The organism is Streptomyces sp. SID486, assembly GCF_009865385.1.
In the GTDB taxonomy this organism is placed as follows: Bacteria; Actinomycetota; Actinomycetes; order Streptomycetales; family Streptomycetaceae; genus Streptomyces.
Genome location: NZ_WWJT01000185.1, coordinates 1 through 254, shown reverse-complemented (window position 1 = coordinate 254; position 254 = coordinate 1). Strand labels below are relative to the sequence as shown.

Here is a 254-nt window from a genome sequence, read left to right as displayed (position 1 = left end):
CGATACTGGGATTGAACCAGTGACCTCTTCCGTGTCAGGGAAGCGCTCTCCCGCTGAGCTAATCGTCCTTGGAGGTGGAGACGGGATTTGAACCCGTGTAGACGGCTTTGCAGGCCGTTGCCTCGCCTCTCGGCCACTCCACCAGGAGTGTAGGGGATCGGGATGACCCCTTCTTCCTGCGAGCGGACGACGAGGCTCGAACTCGCGACCTCAACCTTGGCAAGGTTGCGCTCTACCAACTGAGCTACGTCCGC

General features: G+C 60.6%; 2 tRNA genes. Both read right to left on the bottom strand.

From position 1 onward, the window contains the following. Nucleotides 1-69 precede the first annotated feature (69 nt). Nucleotides 70-143 (bottom strand) — tRNA-Cys (locus tag GT045_RS08810). 38 nt (nt 144-181) lie between these two features. Then, nucleotides 182-254: transfer RNA gene (locus tag GT045_RS08805), tRNA-Gly, on the bottom strand.